Source organism: Ruegeria sp. CDSA246 (assembly GCF_059611225.1).
Genome location: NZ_JBXWPD010000013.1, coordinates 1 through 14,075, shown reverse-complemented (window position 1 = coordinate 14,075; position 14,075 = coordinate 1). Strand labels below are relative to the sequence as shown.

The following is a 14,075-nucleotide window of genomic DNA, read 5'->3' as shown; positions in this document are numbered from 1 at the left end:
AGAATAACTCGCACGAGTAAGAGACGACTGATGACTACTAAAACGATTGCGGCATGGCTGAACGAAATTGGCCTGCCACAATACACCGAACTGTTTGATGAGAACGGCATCGACCTGGACATTCTTGAAGATGTGACCGGCGACCATCTCAGAGAAATGGGTGTCACGGTGTTGGGTCATCGGCTCAAGATCAGCAAGGCGATCGCGGCGATGAAGCCGGACGCGGCACAGCCCAGACCCAGCGGAGCCATGACGGGCGAGGAAAGCGCCGAACGGCGGCACCTTACGATCATGTTTTGTGATCTGGTTGGCTCGACCGCCCTGTCGGCGCGGCTTGATCCTGAAGATTATCGCGACCTTATGGCGTTGTATCAGGATACCGTGTCGCAGTTGATCAAAGATGCCAGGGGGCACGTGGCCCAATACCTTGGAGATGGCGTTGTAATCTATTTTGGCTATCCGGTCGCCCAAGAGGACGCGGCAGAACGCGCATGCCGCGCGGCTTTGGAGATTGTCGAGGCCGTCGCCGGCCTGGATACTGCAGCTGGTGATCGCCTGCAGGTCCGCATCGGCATTGCGACCGGATTGGTGGTGGCCGGCGATCTTGACCAGCTCGGAGTGAACTCGACGTCTGCCGTGGCTGGCGATACTCCCAATCTTGCCGCCAGATTGCAGGGCCTGGCAAAGCCGGGACAAATTGTAATCGGCAAAAGGACGCACTCGCTGCTGGGGGATATGTTCGTCTATGAAGCGCTGGAGAACATCCATCTGAAGGGGTTTGAACCCGGTCAGGTGGCGTGGCGTGTCATATCCACAGCACAGCGCCAGGACCGGTTCGCCGTCACCTCGGCACGGCGGCAGCTTACGCCTCTGGTCGGTCGCACGCCGGAACGGACCCGCCTGATGTCGGCCTGGGAAGATGCCAAATCCAAGAAGGGGAATGTTTGCCTTGTCTCAGGTGAGGCTGGCATCGGCAAAAGCCGCCTCACATATGAGGTGGTGGATCAGGCCAAGGGCGAAGGTGCAACCGTTCTCCACCTGCAATCCGCACCTTATTTTGAGAACACGGCCCTGTACCCTATCCGCCGTCAGATCGAAAACGTGCTCGGGTTCAAGGAAGACGATGACAGCGAAGCCCGGCTGGACAAGCTGGAAAAACTGGTCGTCGCCGAAGACGATCTGAACGAAGCCCGCGCGCTGATGGCGTCTTTGTTTTCGCTGCCCTGTGACAGGTATCCACCGCTGAACCTGTCGCCCGAGCTGCAAAAGACCCGGACGATCGACATGTTGATCGAACAGGTCATCGTTCTGTCCAAGCGGGCACCATTGTTGGTGCATTTTGAAGACTTGCACTGGATCGACCCCACATCGCTGGATTTGCTGACCAAATTCGCCGCCAAACTCGCCGATCATCAGATCTTGTTGCTTGTGACCTGCAGGCCGGAATTCACCCATGATTGGCAGGTGGATCATCTGGAAACCTGCGAACTCGCGCGCCTCAAGCCAGCCGAAGTCGAAGAGCTGTTGGACAGTATGACAGGTTCGGATGCTTTTTCGGCCGAGCAGCGCCAGCAATTGCTGGAACGGTCAGATGGCGTACCGCTGTTTGCCGAAGAGCTGACCCGCTCTGCGATGGAATTCAGAAACAGCGCGGATTTGGTGCCTGAAACACTGCAAGACAGTTTGATGGCACGTCTCGACAAGCTGGGGGCCGCCCGCGAATACGCCCAGATCGGGGCCGTGATCGGCCGGGAATTCGATGTCGACCTGCTGTCTCAGGTGACCGGAACTCCGCTGCCCGAGCTCTCAGACTCGCTTTCGCATCTGGGTGACGCAGACCTCGCATACCCGGACCAAACCGGTCACAGCCTGATGTTCCGCCATGCCTTGATTCAGGAGGCCGCGTACCGGTCCATATTGCGGCGGCGGCGGCAACAATTGCATGGCAAGATTGCCGAAACACTGGAAGAAAAATTTCCCGAACGCTGCAAGTCCGGTCCGGAACAGGTGGCAAACCATTTTGTTGCCGCCGGTCTGGGCGACAGGTCAGTTCCCTATTGGCTGACAGCTGGTAAATCTGCCTGGAGTCGGGCCTCGATGAAGGAGGCACTGGCGCAGCTTAGCAACGGATTGGAATATGTCGGCGAGGTCGACGACCTGGCTGATCGCGCCAAGTTGGAGCTGCAATTGCAGTCAACCATCGGCGTCGTGCACTTTGCGGCGACCAGCTATGCCTCGCCACAGGCGCAGACCGCTTTTGAGCGCTCCCGCGAGCTGTTTCTGGATGTTGACGACCCCGACTTGCGCGTTGCGGTTCTTTACGGCATCGGGGCATTTGAAACCATGCGTGGCGATGTAAGCTCGGGGCACGAGACCTTTGCGGCGCTTGCTGACGAGGCGACGCGCAGCGGCAATGCCCGCTATGAAGTCTATTCCGCCTCGATGCAGGCATGGTCGCATTTCAACCGTGGCGACTACGCCGAGTCGGTGCGTTATGGCGAACGGGTGCTGCAGCTTTATGAAGAAGGCATTTGGGACCAGCCCGGGCCGCGCCTGTCGGCCGCAGAGCCCAAAGTGATCTCAGAATGTTTCCGGGCAGCGGCGCTTTGGTCTCTGGGCCGCCCGGATCAGGCGGTGAAGGTCGGCAACGACATCCTGAATTACACCCGGTCGCTGCCAGACCCCTATTCGCTTGTCTATGCTCTGTCCAACGGTGTGATCCGCATTCACGACTGGAACGGTGACTGGAAACAGGTCATGGACCTGACCGAAGAATGCAGCGCGGTTGCCGGAGAATATGGCTACAGGTTCCTGGGTGTCTGGGCATCGTTCTGGCGCGCCCGGGCGATGGCAAAACTCGGTCAACTGGAAGAGGCCGAAAAGATCACGGCCACGGCTGTTGCTGCCTGTAAGAATGCTGGTGTCCATTACCACCGCGTCTGCTTCGAAGCAAATCACGCGCGCTTGCTGCTGGCGCAGGACCGGATCGAGGATGCTGCACGTGTTCTGGACGGGCTAGACCAACCATTGCAAGATGGAGGCGAACTGAACCACGTCCTTGACTTGAGTCTGGTCAAAGGCGAACTGGCGCAGAAACGTGGCGATACCAGTGGCGCAGAGCGACATTATCGCGCTGCATTTGACGCGGCCGAAAGCCGTTCCGCGCTGGCATGGCAACTGCGCGCGGCACTGGGTCTGGCATCTTTGCAGCCCGCGAAAGACGCACAACGCGCGCTTGTCGAACCGCTGGTGGCGCAGTTCGAAGAAGGGTTCGACAGCCAGTATCTGAAAGCGGCACGCGCCTATTTGTGATCAGCGGGCTTCGCCCAAAGCCCGCGTGCGATCCACAAGTGTGATCAGCTTTTTGGGGTTCCGGGCAAATCGATTTGCCTCAGCTATCGCGCTTGCAGCGATCCGGTCCAGTTCGGCCTCGGCTTCTGGCAAAGCGGCGCGAAAGGCCTCGGCCAGGGCGTCGTAATTTTCCGGGTTTGGATCGCGGAACATTTCAGCGATCACAGGCTCGCGCACGGCGATCGCGGCTGGCAGGGTTAGAATCCCGTCGCGGATATCCTCTTCACCCCCACCGCCCAGGGCTTCGGTTCCACGCACGTCGGACACGTCATCACAGGCGTGATACAGGGTGCCCAGCAGACCACCGAAATGGCGCAACCCCTCGCTACGGTCGCCGAGACAAGCAGCCACCTCAAACATCGAACCAGTGTCTTCCTGCGCCAGCTTGCGCCAATCCTCGACCCCGCGCGGCATCGTGCGGCTGTTCCACTGCGCGATCTCGGCCGCGCCAAGCCGGGACATTAGCTCGGACAACAACCCGATCACCTGCGGCTCGGTCGCCATCATCCGATAGCCTTCCGCAACCATGAACCCGGACGTCATCAGCGCCGCAAGTTGCCCAAAGGCCGTGTGCATGGTCGGTTTGCCGCGCCGTTCGTCCGACTGGTCCAGAATGTCGTCCACAACCAGCGTCATGTTATGAAACAGCTCAAGCGTTACGGCTGCCTGTATGGTTTCATCCGTGATCTCCTCGCTGCCGACAGCCGTCTGACAGGCAAAGATGGTCAATGGGCGAAAATACTTTGAGCCGGCCAGAAACTGCTCTTCCAACTGCGGCCGCATCTCCTCGGGTGTGGATTCAACCCACGCGCCGATGGCAGTGCGCAACCGTTCGGTCTCAGACTCAAATCCCAGTTCCGGTATCACCCAATCGGCGCGGGCACCTTCGTTATTCATGGTTTGGATTTTGCATAGCGATGGGGGCCTTCCCGGTCGTCACCCTCGGGGCCGACTGACTTGCGAAGCTCTGCCTCGATTTCCATAAGATCACGTTGCAGCAGTTTTGCCTCGCTCAGCGACAGATCCGATATTTCGCGCAACACGGCACGGGCCTTGTCCAGCACGATCAGCTGTCTGGCCTCCAATGACGGGCCATCCGCACTGGGTATGGTTGCTTCGATCGCGTCTGTCCCTTGGGTCGAGACGATGGTCGCAATCTGCTGCCAGTACCGCAAAGCTGAACTGAGCCACCGGGCTTGTGCCTGTGCAAGCAGAAACATCACGTCGGGTTCGACCCGTGCACCCTTTTCGCTGTAGTCCCGCAGCGAGCCTAGAACACCCTCAAGCGCTTCCAGATACATCGCCACCATATCGTCAATCGAGCCGGGGTTCCCAAACTCATTGCGTGATGATCCATCGTCTTGATTCATCTTGCTACTCCATTGCCCGCATCGTCATAAAGTTCTGTAGATTCAGAGTTTTGTTACCGATTGTCACTGTATATTCACACCGCGTTTGGGCATGGGTTGATTTGATTTTCAGTAAAACAAGAAGATCGCCGCGCAATCAAGTACCGAGATATGTTAACCATCTATTAACCTTTGGGATCTGCCGTCGGCGTAAGAAAAAAGCACCCGCCCCGCAGGTTTTGGTTCATATGGCGCAGAAGACGATACGAAACAGAGTCGCCGCGATCTGCCGGGTCGAAGTTCGTGACCATGAGGCTTTGCGTCACCTGCTTCCCACAATGTTTCTGGGTCTCGATGCGACCGACCCTAGCGGTGGTCACCAGATGAAGTGGCCCAACAAAGAGAACATTTGCCGCATGAGATCAGCCGAAGGTTCGATTGGGGACAGCAGGGGTGGAAAAATTGCCCATTATTGACGTTTGCTCAGGCGTCACTTGCCATCAAAATTCCCGTCGTGCCGTGCTGGTCCAGAACGCAACCCCGTGCCTGATTGCTTCATCGTTGAAATCATACGACGGGTTATGAAGCGGCATCGAATTGTTGCCCTCCACTCCGTTGCCCATCAGGATGAAGGCCCCGGGGCGGTGGGCAAGAAACTCTGCAAAATCTTCAGAGAATCCTACCCGACCGTAATCCGCATCAACGCTGCCAACCTCACGAGCGGCACCCGCGATCATGTCAGTGGCTCTGGCATCGTTCACCAATGGCCGGAAGGAAGTCGAGTAATCAACCTCCGCCTCTGCGCCTTGCGCGGCACAAACACCGGCGACAATGGTGCGCATTCGGCGCTCGATATTTTCGGACACATCCCTGGAAAAGCCCCGGCAATCCCCCTTGAGGGTTACGTTGCTGGGCAGGATGTTTCGTGCACCGTCTGTCAGGAACTCCGTTACGGAAACCACTGCATGCTCGCTCGCCGAAACCGAGCGAGAGACGATCGATTGCAACTGCTGCACAATTGCGGCCCCAGTCACAATCGGATCAACGCCTTTTTCCGGCATCGACGCGTGCCCGCCCTGACCCTGAACGCGTATCTCAAAATTATCCTCGAACGCGCAGAATGAGCCCGCTTGAGTGGCAAAGTGACCAAGCTCCATTCCGGGCATGTTGTGAAGGCCAAAGATTGCGGCCATCGGGAAGCGTTCAAACAAACCGTCCGAGATCATCGCGGCTGCCCCGTTTCCGTTTTCTTCGTCCGGCTGAAAGATGAAGTGAATGGTGCGGTCAAAAGACGGGTCCGCCGAAAGCTCCAGCGCGGCACCCAGCAGCATGGTGCTGTGGCCATCATGGCCACATCCGTGAAACTTGCCTTCCGTTCCCGAGCGGTACGGCAAGTTGGTGGCCTCGTGTATCGGCAGCGCGTCCATGTCGGCTCGAAAACCGATTGCTGTTTCGTCCGGACCACGGCGCAAGGTGGCCACAATGCCCGTGCGGCCTACACCCCGGGTGACCTCAAGCCCTGCGCGCTCCAACTCGGTCGCGATCAGATCCGAGGTCCGATCAAGGTCGAAGCCTATTTCAGGGTGAGCATGCAGATCACGGCGAAACGCAACGAGATCAAGCATCGGGAACATCTCCTTCGGACAGCACGATCAACGGCAATTTGGCCTCGTCCGTCAACAAGGCTGCAAGCCCCGCTGCGCCAGATGGCGTAGTGGAAAAGCCCAGATCGCGCGCATGTTTTACAGCGCCCACGGCCTGCAAGTCAGTTACCGTTACCCAGTCGTCGGCGCACCGTTCCAGAATTTCGAAAGCCAACATAGAAGGCGTTTTGCAGTCCAAGCGCCCCATATTGGATACGGGGCCCTCAACCGTTACGATCTGTCCCGCCCGGGCGCTTTCGGCAAGGCAAGGGGCTGCATCAGGTTCAACCACTATGATCTTTGGCTGAACCGCCCAGGTGGACCGGATCATGTAAGCGATCCCCGCAGCCAGCCCACCAACACCTGCCTGCAAGTAAACGTGGCTGGGCCAATTCCCAGAGCATTCCATCTCTGTCCGCATTTCTTCGGCGATGACGGTATAGCCTTCCATTACCAACCGCGGAGGTTCCGTATATCCAGGCCACGATCCATCGGCGAGGTGAATTGCGCCGGACGCCTCGGCGTCGGCTATGGCTGCCGCAACGCTCGCCTCGTAATCGTCACCCGATCGGACAACTTCCGCGCCTTTGTCCCGCAGGCGAATTGCAAAATCCTCTGGCACTGTTTCGGCAAGGTGAATGCGGGCCTTTGCGCCAAACAGCCGCGCACCGGCCGCCACGGCCATGCCATGATTACCTGCACTGGCGCAGACAAAAGTCATCGAGCGTGCGATGGCCTTCACGGAATCATCCAAAAAGGCGTTTGGTTCCAAAGGGTGACCAACCCGCGTTTCTATCAGCTTGGCAACAGCGTAAACGCCACCGAGCGCTTTGAAAGCCCCCAATCCCATCCTGTTGGTTTCATCCTTGATCAGAATAGGTCTGTCTCGGAGACTGCGTGCCTCCAACGGACTGGGTTTATAGGCGGGGCATGCAGCCAGCAGAGCCAGCGGTTTTGCAACATCGAGTATCGTTGGATTTTTCATACAGAAAGTTGTACACGCGAAGGATGACCTATTATGGTCAATTTTTCCGAATTTTCGGGAAATTTTCTTACCCTATAGGGAATTTCTCATGAAACTCGATCAGTATGACCGAAACCTGCTTCAGTTGATGCAAGCCGATGCCAAGATGGGCCTCGAAAAGCTTGCGTCCGAGACAGGCTTGTCCGTGGCCTCCGTTCAGCGGCGGTTAAAGGCGCTCAGAACCTCGGGCGCAATTCTTTCAGAAGTCGCAATCGTTGATCCCAAAAAGCTGGGTGTCGCGATGAGCTTCATTGTCATGGTCGAATTGGAACGCGAACGTCAGGATCAGATCGACGCATTCTCTCGTCAGGCGCAATCAGAGCCTATGGTACAGCAGTGCTATTACATCACCGGAGACGCCGACTTCTGTCTCGTCTGCTCCGCAAAGGATATGGATGATTTTCAGGAACTCACGAAACGATTGTTCTTCGACAACTCAAACGTCCGTCGTTTTCGCACATCTGTTGTCATGGGAAGAAAGAAAGTCGGTTTGGGTATTCCTGTTCAGGATGTTGGGTTGGAACGGTAAGAATCAACATTTACGCCAGCTACCGCGTCAAAGCGGCACGTCGAATGCTGGGCCGCGGATGCGCTTATTAACCAGCGCCGCGGGACCTTGGGGTTAGGGCCTAGATTGGGCCCCTCGTTATTTTTCCCAGTGCGGGATCCAATCCCCGTCAAGGCGAAGTGACACGCCAGCATTGTCTTCTTCAAGCTTCACCACATGCAATTCGCCCTTGTCGCCCCCGTATCTTTCGCGGGCCGCTTCGAACTGCGTGCATACCAGCCGTGTGGCAGGGGCGGCGGTGCCGGCGTCGTCGCAGGCCTCAACGATCAGGCCCAGATCCTTTTGGCACAGATCCAGTGTGAAGGACGGATCATAATGTCCGGCAAAAACGGACGGGGCGTCGTGATGCATGCACCAACTTTCGCTAGCCCCGATCTTAAGCGCGTCCCAGGCCCGTGACAGATCGACACCTGATTTCACCGCCATGACAAGTGCTTCACCCATGGCTGTTGCGTGGATGGCCCAAAGCTGATTGCTGGCCAGTTTCGTCACGGACCCGCTGCCGCTGGGGCCCATGTAATGAAGCGGACCCATCAGTTCCATCACGGGGCGAATACGCGCGACGGTCGCCTCATCCCCACCTGCAAATTGGGGCATGTTGCCGGTGCGTGCGCCATCGACGGCACCCGTGACCGGCGCATCAATCAACTGCACTCCGATCTCAGCAAAGCAGGCGGCAAGCTCGCGCACAAAGGCGGGTTTGTTGGTTGTCATATCCACCCAAACCTGCCCCGCGGACATGGCGGAACGCAGCCCATCGTCGCCGCCTGCCACTTGTTCGATTTGCTTTGGTCCAAAGACCATGGTGAACACGATGTCCGCCGCTTGCGCGGCTGCCGCAGGGGTCTCTGCCCACTTCGCCCCAAGCGCCAGGTGCTCTTCTGCCCGGTTCCGATCAAGGTCGCAGACCGTCAGGTCATGCCCGCCCTTGATCAGGTTCAGGGCCGCCGGGCCGCCCATGGTGCCAAGCCCAATAAATCCAATTCGCATCTTCGCCGTCCTCGGGGTTAGTTATATTGCTTAGGCGTTCAGGATGGTGTCGGTCGAACATACCTCACCAAACTCACCCTGCAGGTTGGCAAGCGTGACGGAATGGATCTGTTCGGCGCTGTGGGTCACCCCGTCCGGCCCGGTCGCGTCATAAGCCCAGACGGCATCTGAGGCATAGACCATCTCAAAGCCCAGACTGCTTGCAGAGCGCGCGGCGGACTCGGCGCAGTGATTGGCCGTGGCCCCGCAGATGACCACACGCTCGATATTGTCGGCGCGCAGATCGGCCTCGAGCGAAGTTCCGGCAAAGGCGCTGGAGACGTATTTGATGATCACCGGCTCGTCCCCCTGCGGTGCTGCAAAGGGTTGAACAGCCGCGCCAGGCGCGTCCGCATGAAATGGATCATCCGGGTCAAGCCCGTGGTGGTGCACATGGACGATCTTGTCACCTTGCGCGCGAAACCGGCTGAGAAGTCGGCCAATATTGTCGCCTGCCTCGGGGCAAGATCGCACGGCACCGGCGGCATCCTCATGAGCCAGTGCCATTTGCACATCGATGACGAGTAGAGCAGTTTTCATGGCTTGGTCCTTTATGCGTTGCTGCTGGAGGCTGCGCGTTCCGCGAGGATATTTTTGACGCGTTCACCATAGATCCGGATGTTGACGTCGTCGCTGATCACGCGGCCTTCCTGTTCGTCATAGGTCATGATCGCGGTGACGCGGGGGGTCGACCCTTCGACCTCTGTCACTCCGTGCAAAGAATAGCCACCGCGAAACAGGGTAAAAGTACCGGCGCCCCGGTCAAACTTCTGTGCATGGGACATATCGCCAGCAAGCAAACGATCCACCGCCTCGCGGTCTTCGGTTTCGTCGGTGCGCGAGTTTGGCAAGAAGGCAAAGTCACCACCGGTTTCAGCGGCCTGCAACAGCAGCGTCACGGTGCATTCCGTCGTATCATAGTGCCAGGCGTGCCAGCTTCCTGGATGCAGGGCGACGACATTCAGCGCCTGAAACTCATCGGCGCAGCGATGCAGCACCTCTTTCTTTTGGACGCGGCGCACAAAGTCTGTCAAACGCGGCGACTGATAAAGCTGTTGGATGAGCGTTTCCTTTGGCAGCTGATCGTCCGCCAATTGCGTTGCCACATGCGTATATTCCTTACGGCGCGGATCATCCTTGGGCAGCGACGGATCAATTGCGCCCTGGTAGATGTTGCGCTTGATAGTCAGTACGTCAGCGGTGGGTAGCAAGGCGTTGGATTCATCGGCCAGTGCTGCCAGTGCCTCGGGGCGGATGAACCCATCCAGATTGCACCAGCCATGTTCCTCCATCTGGTCCTGACAGGTCTGGAGAAACGCAGCGCCTTCGACACTTTCCAGATCCGCAATGGGATAGCGCTCCAGATCCACAAGGCTCAATACCATGTCGGTGTCTGTATCTTGATTGATCTCCGGCATAGATCGCTCCTTTTTTTCTTGTCGACTTCGTCGTCGGTTACTTTTGTCTAACTGCCGACCGGAATGAAGGAAAATGAAAGAATTTGCGTCCATGCGCATAAAAAACTTATGAATGGGCAATGAAAAGCAATCTCAATCTGAACTGGCTTCGCACTTTCGAGGCCGCCGCACGTCATCTTAGCTTTACCGCCGCCAGTCGAGAGCTGGGGCTGACACAAACGGCTGTCAGTCAACACATGAAGGCGCTGGAAGGTCAGCTGGGGCAGAAACTGTTCATTCGCAAGGCCAAAAGCCTGCAACTGACGGAAATCGGCCGGGCCTATTTGATATCGGTCCGGGATTCATTGGAGCACATCGCATTTTCCACAAACGGGTTGTTCGGGCCTGCCTTGGAGACGACGATCGTTGTGCGGGCGTCGGCGGCCATGATCATTTGGCTGGCGCCGCAACTTGCGACCTTTCAGACAGCTCATCCCGGTATCGGGATCAAACTTGTCACCTCTCTGTGGCAGAGCGGCCAGGAAGGGCATCCCGTGGACGTTGACATCCAGTTGGCTCCGCAAACCCATTCCGACACGCGCATGGTCAAGCTTTCTGATGAATTCATCGTTCCAGTTTGCGGTGTGCGCACCGCGCCAATGATCAAAACACCCGAGGACCTGATGGCGCACGCTGCCATCCACGTTCTCGGGTTCGACGACCATTGGGCGCGGTATCTGTCGGCCCGTGGTCTGCCCAATGCTGATATATCTCCGCGCCTTATCGTCGATACCTCGGTCGCCGCTTGCGAATTGGTGGCCGCGGAAAGCGGCTGCACTATTATGATCAACCGGTTCGCGCAGCAGGCCATCGCGAGCGGGCGCCAGATCAGAATTGTCGGTGCCCCCGTTGATACGGGTCAGGCTCACTACGTCTTGCAACACAAAACAGGTACGGCCGGATCACACGATTCGACCGCTTTTTGCGAGTGGTTAAAAACCCGTTTTTTAACCTGATCTTCTGTCTGGCTCCAACGCCAGTGAGACAGTTTAAATTTATTCAATTAGAGAAGGTTGCTGGTACATAGTATGCGCCAAAGAGATTATGTACCGGCACACCGGATTCCTCTTGGTTCTCATAGTCGCTGGCCGTCAGCGCGGCAGTGGTGAACCTATCAGGTGCACTCACTCCCGCTTCGACCAGATCGCGATCGACTCTTGATAGGTGCTCAATTCCCGCGGCCGTCAGGTTGCGCGTTGCTGGGTGCCCGCCGAATGTACAGATGCGCTACAATTCAGCCGTTTTTTTATTCAGCGGCTTCGCGTTCAAAACCTTGCGGGATCACCTCGTAACCGGGTTCTTCCGGCTCATCATCCATCATTTCCGGCGGAAACCCGGGGGCGAGAATATCCAGACCTGTGGCCTCTTCCAGACGTTTGATGATGTTGGGCGAAAAACAACGCTCGCCATAGCGCTCGATGCCGTCCTCGAAAATCTGCACCAGCATAGGCGAGATTTCCAGCGGCACGTTGTGGCGGTCGGCCACCTGCTGGAACAGACCGGCATCCTTTTTGACCAGGTCCATGGTAAAGGAAATGTCCCGGCTGCCGTTCAGGATCACCTGGCTTTCGGTTTCATGCACAAAAGACGTGCCGGAGCTGATCTTCATCGCTTCATAGGTCGTGTTCAGGTCCATGCCGGCTGCCTTGGCGGTGACCAGCGCTTCGCAGCAGGTGACAAGATTGGCCGTGGCCAGATAGTTCGTCACAACTTTCAGAACCGAAGCCGAGCCCAGATCGCCAGTGTGCAGAATGCGGCGACCCATGGTTTTCAGGAAAGGCGCGATGCGGTCAAACGTAGCACGATCGCACCCCGCAAAGATCGAGATATTGCCCGTCGCCGCGCGGTGGCATCCACCCGAAACCGGGCAATCCACGGCTGCGCCTCCTGCGTCCATCACCATTGCGCCCAGGCGTTTGACCTCGGCCTCGTCAGTGGTGGACATCTCCATCCAGATTTTGCCCGGTTTCACCTCGGGCAGCATCTGTTGCATGACAACATCCGAAGCGGCGGGAGACGGCAGACAGGTGATAACAGCATCGCAATCGCGCATCAGTTGGGCCGGGCTTTCACCCCGGGCTGCCCCACGCGACACGAAATCATCCACAAGTTCGGGATTGAGGTCATGCACCGTTAGATCAATGCCGTTCCGCAGCAAACTGCCGCTGAGTTTCCCGCCGACATTTCCAAGACCAATAAACCCAACTTTCATGTGCGTGTTTCCCTGTTCCAGTTCCCGCCGGATGATCGGCAAAAGATGTTACTTTGAAAAAAACTACAGACGTTGATGGCAGGGTGTAAAACGAATAAAACGGGCAGGTATTAGCGAAAATTTTCGGTGCTAAGAATGCCGCGATCTCCTAACCCTATCTGGCTTCGGTCCTTTGAATGCGCAGCGCGGCATCTGAGCTTTACTACTGCCGCAGCCGAGCTGGGTATCACACAATCGGCACTCAGCCTTCATGTCCGCTCGCTGGAAGCACAACTTGGCTGCCCCTTGTTCTATCGTGCCGCACGCAATCTTAGCCTGACCGAAGTTGGTCAGGCATACGCTTTTTCCGTGCGGCAAGCCCTGAGAGACATCGATCTGTCAACGATCAGCCTGTTCGGATCAAACCAGAAGCACGAGCTGGTCGTGCGCGCGCCAATATCCACAGCGACCTTGTTTCTCGCTCATAGGCTGCCCGAGTTTTTGCGGATTCATCCCGATATTTCCATAAAGCTGATCTCGAACATTTGGGCCGAATCCGCAGGCCGCGAAAATGTCGATGTCGAACTGAGGACAGGAAGTGGCGATTGGAATGAAATCCCCTCTCGGAAAATATCTACTGAACGTATCGTCCCTATTGCCCCCAAGATGGTCGAGGAGGAAACCCCTCCCATCGACGATCTGCAACAACGGCCACTCATTCACATTCTGGGTTTCCAGCAAATGTGGGAACGGTATTTTTCCGCAATCGGGGTTCGACAAACCCAATTCGCATCAACCTTTGTGGTCGACACGACAATAGCCGCAGTGGACATCGTGGCCGCAGGTGGCGGCAATGCGATCGTTATCGAGAGGTTTGCCAAAACCGCAGTTGAGACCGGAAGAAAGGTCGCCATAGTTGGTGAAGCAGTTCATATAGAACAGAGCCACTATTTGATTTCAGGGCAAAACACAAAAGCGGATGCGGTAGCCAAACAGCGTTTTGAAGCTTGGCTGGAAGACATCTTTCGATAAACTATGGAAATTCTCCTTCGTCTAAACGTCTGTTGTTTATGGGTGTTCAGTTCAGAGATTTTTGGGATAGTGAATGGTGAGCCAGCGACGACGCGCCCGCTATGAACAGTATTCGGACGTTGGAATCTGCGCAGCAAATGATCACTCGGTATCGCATTTTCTGTTAAAACCTACTAATGCAGACATCCAAACATGTCTGACGTCAGAGCCTATCGGACAAAATAGGTCTATTTGCTAAGAGAGGGTTTGTTGCTCATTGTAGCGACTGAGGATTGGACAACGAGACAGTCTCTACGCATATTCTTCTAATTCTGGGTTGTGCATTTGAACCCAACGAGTGTCTCATCAGGTTGTAATGTGTTCATTGGATCTTAGCAGTGTTCGACGCGTCGACATACCTCGCGATAACATCGATTGTAGTCATCGGCACT

12 protein-coding genes are annotated in these 14,075 nt (G+C 56.7%); 4 read left to right on the top strand and 8 right to left on the bottom strand.

Annotation, left to right across the window (positions count from 1 at the left end):
* Window positions 1-30: 30 nt before the first annotated feature.
* A complete protein-coding gene (locus tag AC2FI9_RS16705) occupies window positions 31-3,312 on the top strand; it encodes an adenylate/guanylate cyclase domain-containing protein (protein WP_496769173.1) in 3,282 nt (1,093 codons plus the stop codon).
* Here AC2FI9_RS16705 and AC2FI9_RS16700 read toward each other — a convergent pair whose 3' ends face one another.
* From AC2FI9_RS16700 to AC2FI9_RS16685, 4 genes are all read right to left on the bottom strand, one after another.
* Entirely contained in the window at window positions 3,313-4,248 is a 936-nt protein-coding gene (locus AC2FI9_RS16700) for a polyprenyl synthetase family protein (protein ID WP_496741897.1), read from the bottom strand. It abuts the gene before it with no gap.
* A complete protein-coding gene (locus AC2FI9_RS16695; protein ID WP_496725186.1) occupies window positions 4,245-4,721 on the bottom strand; it encodes a hypothetical protein in 477 nt (158 codons plus the stop codon). Before AC2FI9_RS16695 ends, AC2FI9_RS16700 begins: the two co-directional genes overlap by 4 nt.
* 479 nt (window positions 4,722-5,200) lie before the next feature.
* Window positions 5,201-6,325 carry a M20 aminoacylase family protein gene (locus AC2FI9_RS16690; RefSeq protein ID WP_496769171.1) on the bottom strand — a complete coding sequence of 375 codons (1,125 nt, stop codon included), beginning with the start codon at window positions 6,323-6,325 and terminating at the stop codon, window positions 5,201-5,203.
* Window positions 6,318-7,328 (bottom strand): pyridoxal-phosphate dependent enzyme, encoded by a 1,011-nt coding sequence (locus tag AC2FI9_RS16685; protein ID WP_496769169.1) that lies wholly within the window; start codon window positions 7,326-7,328, stop codon window positions 6,318-6,320. Before AC2FI9_RS16685 ends, AC2FI9_RS16690 begins: the two co-directional genes overlap by 8 nt.
* Before the next feature lie 88 nt (window positions 7,329-7,416).
* On the opposite strand from AC2FI9_RS16685, the gene AC2FI9_RS16680 reads away from it, so the two are divergent.
* Window positions 7,417-7,896: an Lrp/AsnC family transcriptional regulator gene (locus AC2FI9_RS16680; protein WP_496769167.1), complete on the top strand. Its 480-nt coding sequence runs from the start codon at window positions 7,417-7,419 to the stop codon at window positions 7,894-7,896.
* Window positions 7,897-8,013: 117 nt separating this feature from the next.
* On the opposite strand, the gene AC2FI9_RS16675 is transcribed toward AC2FI9_RS16680, so the two are convergent.
* Genes AC2FI9_RS16675 through AC2FI9_RS16665 form a run of 3 tightly spaced genes read right to left on the bottom strand, consistent with a single transcriptional unit; the run spans window position 8,014 to window position 10,382 of the window.
* Window positions 8,014-8,925: an NAD(P)-dependent oxidoreductase gene (locus AC2FI9_RS16675; protein ID WP_496769165.1), complete on the bottom strand. Its 912-nt coding sequence runs from the start codon at window positions 8,923-8,925 to the stop codon at window positions 8,014-8,016.
* Window positions 8,926-8,955: 30 nt separating this feature from the next.
* The gene (locus AC2FI9_RS16670; protein ID WP_282169715.1) at window positions 8,956-9,504 is read right to left on the bottom strand and encodes an isochorismatase family protein; all 549 of its coding nucleotides are present in this window, start codon (window positions 9,502-9,504) and stop codon (window positions 8,956-8,958) included.
* Window positions 9,505-9,515: 11 nt separating this feature from the next.
* Entirely contained in the window at window positions 9,516-10,382 is an 867-nt protein-coding gene (locus AC2FI9_RS16665) for a HalD/BesD family halogenase (RefSeq protein ID WP_496769162.1), read from the bottom strand.
* A 119-nt stretch (window positions 10,383-10,501) separates the two neighbouring features.
* On the opposite strand from AC2FI9_RS16665, the gene AC2FI9_RS16660 reads away from it, so the two are divergent.
* Window positions 10,502-11,377, top strand: coding sequence for a LysR family transcriptional regulator (locus AC2FI9_RS16660; protein ID WP_496769161.1), 876 nt, complete (start codon window positions 10,502-10,504; stop codon window positions 11,375-11,377).
* Window positions 11,378-11,667: 290 nt separating this feature from the next.
* Here AC2FI9_RS16660 and AC2FI9_RS16655 read toward each other — a convergent pair whose 3' ends face one another.
* Window positions 11,668-12,633, bottom strand: a complete 966-nt coding sequence (locus AC2FI9_RS16655) for an NAD(P)-dependent oxidoreductase (protein WP_496741911.1) — start codon at window positions 12,631-12,633, stop codon at window positions 11,668-11,670.
* Between the two features lie 135 nt (window positions 12,634-12,768).
* On the opposite strand from AC2FI9_RS16655, the gene AC2FI9_RS16650 reads away from it, so the two are divergent.
* Window positions 12,769-13,644, top strand: a complete 876-nt coding sequence (locus AC2FI9_RS16650) for a LysR family transcriptional regulator (protein WP_496769159.1) — start codon at window positions 12,769-12,771, stop codon at window positions 13,642-13,644.
* The last annotated feature ends 431 nt before the right edge of the window (window positions 13,645-14,075 follow it).

Bases quoted from the DNA above. Each gene is read 5' to 3' on its own strand.
- AC2FI9_RS16705 (WP_496769173.1), top strand. From the start codon at position 31: ATGACTACTAAAACGATTGCGGCATGGCTGAACGAAATTGGCCTGCCA.
- AC2FI9_RS16700 (WP_496741897.1), bottom strand. From the start codon at position 4,248: ATGAATAACGAAGGTGCCCGCGCCGATTGGGTGATACCGGAACTGGGA.
- AC2FI9_RS16695 (WP_496725186.1), bottom strand. From the start codon at position 4,721: ATGAATCAAGACGATGGATCATCACGCAATGAGTTTGGGAACCCCGGC.
- AC2FI9_RS16690 (WP_496769171.1), bottom strand. From the start codon at position 6,325: ATGCTTGATCTCGTTGCGTTTCGCCGTGATCTGCATGCTCACCCTGAA.
- AC2FI9_RS16685 (WP_496769169.1), bottom strand. From the start codon at position 7,328: ATGAAAAATCCAACGATACTCGATGTTGCAAAACCGCTGGCTCTGCTG.
- AC2FI9_RS16680 (WP_496769167.1), top strand. From the start codon at position 7,417: ATGAAACTCGATCAGTATGACCGAAACCTGCTTCAGTTGATGCAAGCC.
- AC2FI9_RS16675 (WP_496769165.1), bottom strand. From the start codon at position 8,925: ATGCGAATTGGATTTATTGGGCTTGGCACCATGGGCGGCCCGGCGGCC.
- AC2FI9_RS16670 (WP_282169715.1), bottom strand. From the start codon at position 9,504: ATGAAAACTGCTCTACTCGTCATCGATGTGCAAATGGCACTGGCTCAT.
- AC2FI9_RS16665 (WP_496769162.1), bottom strand. From the start codon at position 10,382: ATGCCGGAGATCAATCAAGATACAGACACCGACATGGTATTGAGCCTT.
- AC2FI9_RS16660 (WP_496769161.1), top strand. From the start codon at position 10,502: ATGAAAAGCAATCTCAATCTGAACTGGCTTCGCACTTTCGAGGCCGCC.
- AC2FI9_RS16655 (WP_496741911.1), bottom strand. From the start codon at position 12,633: ATGAAAGTTGGGTTTATTGGTCTTGGAAATGTCGGCGGGAAACTCAGC.
- AC2FI9_RS16650 (WP_496769159.1), top strand. From the start codon at position 12,769: ATGCCGCGATCTCCTAACCCTATCTGGCTTCGGTCCTTTGAATGCGCA.